Source organism: Janthinobacterium sp. AD80 (assembly GCF_002878455.1).
GTDB lineage: Bacteria > Pseudomonadota > Gammaproteobacteria > Burkholderiales > Burkholderiaceae_D > Janthinobacterium.
Genome location: NZ_NRDQ01000246.1, coordinates 1 through 6,488, shown reverse-complemented (window position 1 = coordinate 6,488; position 6,488 = coordinate 1). Strand labels below are relative to the sequence as shown.

Genomic DNA, 6,488 nt, shown 5'->3' with positions numbered 1-6,488 from the left:
CTTAAGCGCGCAAGTGCCGGGGAGGCCGGCGCAAGCCGTCGGGGATGACGCCCGCGAGCAAGGCATGGCGGCGATGTGGACGTTTTCGGCGACAGGCGCCACGGCGGCAGGCACGGGCGCGGCGGCGGCCGCTGCCGCATTCGCACCGGCATTGTTTTGATGCACCACCATGGCGCCACCGGCGCCCAGCACACCGATCGCGGCCAGCGCGGCTACGGTGCGTTTGATTTTCAACGATGTGGTATTGGCTTGCTGTTCCATGAATTGCTCCTCATTGAATGAGATTTTGATGTATGCAATAGTGGGCCACGAGTCTTAGGCTGTGCTTAACATTTTTCCATTTGGAAACAGGCATTTGCGCCTTTAAGCATGGCTTAATCTTGCGCGCGCCGCCTCTGTGGCGTCGCCAGGAAAGTGACGCAAGGCGGCGTGCTGGCGTAGGTGCAGACGCAACACTGGCCGGATAAACCGGCCAGTATTTTACTGGCATGGGGAGGGCGGGAACCCTCCCGCTGGTGCCAGCGCGCGGCGCTGGCTGAGGATCAGCTCAGATCAGATCAGGCTGCCTGGCGCTGCTCCAGTGCGCCGACCGTATTGCCGGCACCGCTTTCGATCTCGATCTTGCGCGGTTTCAGCGCTTCGGGTACTTCACGCACCAGGTCGATGGTCAGCATGCCGTTTTCAAACGTGGCGCCCGTGACCTTCACATGGTTGGCCAGCTGGAAGCGCTGTTCGAAATCGCGGGCCGCGATGCCACGGTGCAGGAAGGTGCGTTCAACGCCATCTTTCTGCTTGCGCCCGGTGATGTGCAGCGAATCGCGTTCGGTGATGATATCGATCTCTTCACGCGAGAAGCCGGCCAATGCCATCACAATGCGGTATTTATCGTCCGACACCAGTTCGATGTTGTAAGGTGGATAGCTGGGCTGTGCATCGGCGCGCTGTTCGTTGAGCAGCTGTGCCAGGCGGTCAAAGCCAATGGCGGAACGATACAGAGGAGCAAGGTCAAAATTACGCATGATGATTATCCTTTCAGTTAAGCGATAAGTATCGCGGACCTCACCATGAGCATCCGCTTGCTACCAATCTAAGGACGATGCACCCGCCTTCAAGGCCTTGAAATCGGCGAAAAACGCCCCAGTCGGCGCCAAATTTGTAAGAAATTTTTACAGAATGCTAGACTCGGCCTTTACTCTTCCCGCCGCCTCGCCCCATGCCCTACGTCCGTTCCCTGCTGTGCTTTTCTTTCTCGCTGTTCGTTTCCATTGGCGCCCAGGCTGCCTCGCCCGGCACAGCGCCCATCGTGCTGCATGTCGATGCCAGCAATGTGGCGCAGCAACTGTTCAGCATCCGTGAAAGCATTCCCGCCGCGCCCGGAAAGCTGACCCTGCTGTACCCGCAATGGGTACCCGGCAACCACGGCCCCAGCGGCCCGCTGAACCAGCTGGCCGGCTTGCGCCTGTCCGCCAATGGCCAGCCGCTGGAGTGGCAGCGCGACAGCGTCAACATGTTCGCCTTCCACGTGGACGTGCCGGCCGGCGCCACTGCCGTGGAGGCGCAATACCAGTTCCTTTCGCCCGTGGACACCAGCCAGGGCCGCATCACCATGACGAACGCCATGCTGGGCGTGCAATGGCATGCGATGACCCTGTATCCGGCCGGACGACCCGCGCGCGACATCATGGTGCAGCCATCGCTGACCCTGCCTGCCGGCTGGGAATTTGCCAGCGCCCTGGAAGTGCGTGCGCGGACGGCCACGCCGGCCAGCCAGCAAGTCGATTTCGAAGCGCTGGACCTCGACACCCTGGTCGACTCGCCCGTCTTTGCCGGGCGCCATTTCGAGCGCATCGACCTCGACCCGGGCGCCAGGGTCCGCGTGCACCTGAACGTGATGGCCGACAGCGCCGACAGCCTGGATGCTTCGCCGCAGCAGATCGAGAAACACCGCGCGATGATGCAGCAAGCCTACAAATTGTTCGGCGCGCGCCACTTCCGACACTATGATTTCCTGCTGGCCTTGAGCGACGAGTTCGGCGGCATCGGGCGCGAGCACATGCAGTCGAGCGAAAACGGCGTCAAGCCCGGCTATTTCAGCGAGTGGGACAGGAACGAGGCAGGCCGCGTGCTGCTGCCGCACGAGCTGACGCATTCGTGGAATGGCAAGTTCCGCCGCCCCGCCGGCCAGGACACGCCGGACTTCAACACGCCGCTGCAAAACAGCCTGCTGTGGGTCTACGAAGGCCAGACGCAGTACTGGGGCAATGTGCTGGCGGCCCGCTCCGGCCTGGTGGCCACGGCCAATATGCGCGACCTGTTCGCCTCGACGGCGGCCCATTACGACGTGATGCCGGGACGCAGCTGGCGCGCCATGCAGGATACGACCAACGATCCCATCATCAACGGCCGGCGCCCCATCGGCTGGAGCAGCTGGCAGCGCGACGAGGATTACTACATGGAAGGCGCGCTGATCTGGCTCGACGTCGATACCACCATCCGCGCACTGTCCGGCGAGCGCCGCTCGCTCGATGACTTCGCGCGCGCCTTCTTCGGCGTGCAGGACGGCAGCACCACGCCGCTGCCCTACACCTTCGAGGATGTGGTGGCCGCCCTGAACGCCGTGCAGCCGCACGACTGGGCAACATTCCTGCGCACGCGCCTCGACGGCCACGGCCCCGGTGCGCCGCTCGACGGCCTGGCGCGCGCCGGCTGGAAACTGGTCTACCGCGACACCCCCACGCCCTTCCTGAAAGCCAATGAGGAACGCAGCAAGAGCACGGACCTGACGTACTCGCTGGGCTTGAGCATCGACAAGGATGGCAAGCTGGGCAAGGTGCTGTGGGACGGCCCCGCCTTCAAGGCTGGCTTGTCCGGCAACACCACCTTGCTGGCAGTGAATGGCACGGCCTACACGCCCAAGCTGCTGAAAACGGCGATCCAGGCGGCCAGGGCCAGCCCGCAGCCGATCAACTTGCTGGTGCGCAAGGGCAAGCAATTCCAGACGGTGGCGCTCGACTACCACGGCGGCCTGAAGTATCCACAGCTGGAGCGCATCGCCGGCACGCGCGACCGATTGTCGGCCATCCTGCAGCCGCGCTGAGACAGGCATATCAAGGGCAATTTTGCGCCGCGCCCCCTATGCGGGGCCGGCTTTTGGTGTATGCTGCCAGCATGAACAATGATACCGACATCCAGCTCAGCGGCCCCTTCAAGGCCACCGACGGCTCCGGCCGTGCCCACGACATCAAGGCCATCCGCATCTTCGACGAAGGCTACGGCATCATCGACGTGTACGTCGATTTCGCCGCCCCGCTCGAAGCGGGCGCCTACAAGGACAAGACCCTGGTCGGCCACATCCTGGCCCGCCTGCGCAGCCTCGGCTACGTCGGCCCCGACTTCGGCCATGGCGACCTGGGCCTGCAAGACAAGAAACTGATCGTCCTGGAAGCGCCGGAAGAGTTTTCGGCCTTTGCTGCAAGCAAGGGCTGGAAAGATCTTTCGGCCGAGTTCGACGAAGACTGAGCGCCCGAAAAAAGCCCATGGCGTTGTTGCCGTGCCTCGTCGTACATTCGTACTGCCTTCGGCAAGGCGCCTAGCCATGGGCATTTTTCAAGCACTCAGTTTATTCGACCAGATCGACACCATCCGCGCCGCGCCAGCTTCTGCTGCCGCGGCGTTTTTCATGGGTAAGCGCTTAGCTGATATAACGCGCGCTCCACGCGGCGATGACGTTGGCCACATAGGCCGCGTCATCGCGGCCCGTCAGCAGATGGTCGGCGTCGTCGAGCGAAACGAAACTTTTCGGGTGCTTGGCTGCCGTAAAGATATCCATCGCGTTCGACAGGCTCACCGTCGTGTCGTTGGGCGCGTGCATCACCAGAAGGGCGCGGCGCAGGCCGGCGATATGGTTTTTCAGGCTGTGGCTGGCCGCGTCGTCGACGAATTGCTGGCGGATGCGGAAGGGCCGCCCTTCCAGCTGCACCAGCGCTTCGCCTTCGGCGGCGATTTGCTCCAGGTGCCCGCTGAACATGCGCGTCACGTAGGCCGGCGTGCTGGGCGCGGCCAGGGTGGCGATGGCGGTGGCCTCCGGCACTTGCGACGCGGCCGCCAGCACGGCGGCGCCGCCCAGGCTATGGCCGATCAGCAATTGTGGCGCAGAATGTCTGGCGCGCAAGTAGTCGGCGGCGGCGACCAGGTCGGCCACGTTCGACGTGAAATTGGTGGCGGCAAACTCGCCTTCGCTGGCGCCCAGTCCCGCGAAGTCGAAGCGCAGCACGGCGATGCCGTGCTGCGTCAAGCCTTGCGCAATGCGCCGCGCGGCCAGCACATCCTTGCCGCAGGTAAAGCAGTGGGCGAACAGCGCGTAGGCGCGGATGGCGCCGTCGGGTGCATCGAGGCGCGCCGCCAGTACATGGCCATGCGCGCCGGGAAAGTCTTGCCGGGTGGATTTCATACAGGATCAGGTCTCAAGCTGCCGCGCAGGGCGGCCAAAGGCGTATTCTAGCGCCGTCCGGCCACCGCCGCAGGCAGGCCGATATCAGTCACGCCGGGGGATGTCGACACCCTTGATGACGGCTGGCCGGGCCAGGAAGGCATCGAGCACGCGCTGCACGTTGGGGAAGTTGGCAAAGCCGACCAGTTCGCCCGCGCCATAGAAGCCCACCAGGCAGCGCACCCACGGGAAGATGGCGATGTCGGCAATCGTGTACTGCTCGCCCATGATCCAGTCACGGCCCTGCAGGCGCTGCTCCAGCACGCCCAGCAAGCGCTTCGCTTCGCCCAGATAGCGTTCCAGCGGCCGCTTGTCCTCGTAGTCCTTGCCGGCGAATTTATGGAAGAAGCCCACTTGGCCAAACATCGGGCCGATACCGCCCATCTGGAACATCAGCCATTGGATGGTTTCATAGCGCAGGGCCGCATCCTGCGGGATAAATTTGCCCGTCTTCTCGGCCAGGTACAGCAGGATGGCGCCCGACTCGAACAGGGCCAGCGGCTGGCCGCCGGGACCGTCCGGGTCGAGGATGGCGGGGATCTTGTTGTTCGGATTCAGGGACAGGAACGCGGGCGATTTCTGGTCGTTGCGCTCGAAGCTGACCAGGTGCGGCTCGTACGCCAGGCCCGTTTCTTCCAGCAGGATGGAAACCTTGATGCCATTCGGCGTGGGCAGCGAATACAGCTGCAGGCGTTCAGGATGCCGGGCAGGCCATTTCTGGGTGATGGGAAAGTCGGAAAGCTGTGACATGAAAATCCTTTCAGGTGAACGGCGCTGCGCCGGGATACCGCGCGCGGAACGATGCCGGCAAGTATAGCCAAGCCTCGGCGCTTCTGCTGGGCAGCTCTGAAACTGGCCGGCCCCGGCGTGCCTGTCCCAACGTGCCTGTCCCAACTTGCCTGCGCCAGGCAGCTTGTGCCGGCCCGCTTGTGCCGGCTTGCCACGGCCGGCCCTCAGCCAAACAAGCCATGCAGGAACCAGCGCGGCGCCGCGTCTTCGCCGCTGCCGGCGATGCGTTCGCGGTAGACCCAGTAATGAGCGTGGTCAAGCCCTTCGGCAATAAAATAATCGCGCGCCTGCGACTGGCCCCACCAGCCCGCCTCGATGCGTTCGGCAACAGACACCATTTTCAGGGGTGAGCCATAGAAGGGCCGGTGCTCGCGCATCAGCAGGGCCACCGGCTGCGCCAGCAGCCAGCCGGGACGGGGCATGCCGGGCAAGCCGGGCGGCAGGTCCGGCGCCGCGCTTTTTCCTGCCGGCCTGGTGGGCAGCGGCAGCCACTGGTTGGCCGCCTCGGGACGGTAATCGGCGCGCGGCGCCGCCTGCAAGACATTCTCGCTGCCCAGGCGCGCCACCAGCAATTCCATCAAACGCTGGCGTTCCTGCGGCGTACCGCCCGGCTCGGGAAACAGGCTGTCGCTGGGCGGCGCCATCGGCTGCACTTGCAGCGCTTCCAGGCTCAGGCCGATCACGGGCGCGTCCAGCACCAGCTGCGCCAGGCGCTCCTTGAGCAGGCGCACCAGGTGCTCGTCGCGCCAGACGGCCTCGCCCAGCGCCAGGTCGATGACGGTGGGCGGACGCGCCACCCGGCCCCGCTCGTGGGCCAGCAGCAGCTGGATGCGCTCGACGGCGAATTGCCGCGCGCACAGCCAGCCCGTCATTTGCTGCAGCAGGCGGCGCGCGCCAAACAGCAGCGCGTCGGCGTGTTCCACGCGGTCGAACAATTCCAGGCTGGCGCGGAACGTGGGCGGCGCTTCGAGCCAGACGAACAGTTCCGTGCTGTGGCCATGCGCATCGTCGAGCATGTCCAGCAGGGCCGCGCCGCAGCGGCGCTGCAAGCCGGGCCGGGGCAAGTGGCGCAGCTGCCCCAGGGTGCGGCAGCCGATACCCTCGAACCAGTCCAGGTAGGGGCGCGCGGGCGGCAGCAGGGCGCACGGCAAAGCGTCGAGGCGGCGCGCCAGGCTGTCCATGCCGAGTACCCGGCCCCGGCGCGTAGGAG

At 64.9% G+C, this 6,488-nt stretch carries 6 protein-coding genes and 1 pseudogene; 2 read left to right on the top strand and 5 right to left on the bottom strand.

Translation table 11 applies throughout. The features are described from left to right. Both JaAD80_RS27965 and JaAD80_RS27960 read right to left on the bottom strand, forming a co-directional pair. Positions 1–261: pseudogene (locus tag JaAD80_RS27965) on the bottom strand (hypothetical protein); the annotation flags it as partial. Between the two features lie 296 nt (positions 262–557). Then, entirely contained in the window at positions 558–1,019 is a 462-nt protein-coding gene (locus JaAD80_RS27960; protein ID WP_102299410.1) for an Hsp20 family protein, read from the bottom strand. Between the two features lie 194 nt (positions 1,020–1,213). On the opposite strand from JaAD80_RS27960, the gene JaAD80_RS27955 reads away from it, so the two are divergent. Further along, on the top strand, positions 1,214–3,097 hold the full coding sequence (locus tag JaAD80_RS27955) for a M61 family metallopeptidase (RefSeq protein WP_102299408.1): 1,884 nt from the start codon (positions 1,214–1,216) through the stop codon (positions 3,095–3,097). 71 nt (positions 3,098–3,168) lie between these two features. Further along, complete coding sequence (locus JaAD80_RS27950; RefSeq protein WP_086136420.1) at positions 3,169–3,519, top strand: hypothetical protein; 351 nt, start codon at positions 3,169–3,171, stop codon at positions 3,517–3,519. A gap of 172 nt (positions 3,520–3,691) precedes the next feature. Here JaAD80_RS27950 and JaAD80_RS27945 read toward each other — a convergent pair whose 3' ends face one another. The 3 genes from JaAD80_RS27945 to JaAD80_RS27935 all read right to left on the bottom strand — a co-directional run. Continuing rightward, positions 3,692–4,450 (bottom strand): S9 family peptidase, encoded by a 759-nt coding sequence (locus JaAD80_RS27945; RefSeq protein WP_102299407.1) that lies wholly within the window; start codon positions 4,448–4,450, stop codon positions 3,692–3,694. 84 nt (positions 4,451–4,534) lie between these two features. After that, positions 4,535–5,239 (bottom strand): glutathione binding-like protein, encoded by a 705-nt coding sequence (locus tag JaAD80_RS27940; protein WP_102299405.1) that lies wholly within the window; start codon positions 5,237–5,239, stop codon positions 4,535–4,537. Between the two features lie 203 nt (positions 5,240–5,442). Then, positions 5,443–6,488: DNA polymerase (locus tag JaAD80_RS27935; RefSeq protein ID WP_102299412.1), on the bottom strand; the 1,046-nt coding region annotated here is incomplete at its 5' end.

Bases quoted from the DNA above. Each gene is read 5' to 3' on its own strand.
- JaAD80_RS27945 (WP_102299407.1), bottom strand. From the start codon at position 4,450: ATGAAATCCACCCGGCAAGACTTTCCCGGCGCGCATGGCCATGTACTG.
- JaAD80_RS27955 (WP_102299408.1), top strand. From the start codon at position 1,214: ATGCCCTACGTCCGTTCCCTGCTGTGCTTTTCTTTCTCGCTGTTCGTT.
- JaAD80_RS27950 (WP_086136420.1), top strand. From the start codon at position 3,169: ATGAACAATGATACCGACATCCAGCTCAGCGGCCCCTTCAAGGCCACC.
- JaAD80_RS27960 (WP_102299410.1), bottom strand. From the start codon at position 1,019: ATGCGTAATTTTGACCTTGCTCCTCTGTATCGTTCCGCCATTGGCTTT.
- JaAD80_RS27940 (WP_102299405.1), bottom strand. From the start codon at position 5,239: ATGTCACAGCTTTCCGACTTTCCCATCACCCAGAAATGGCCTGCCCGG.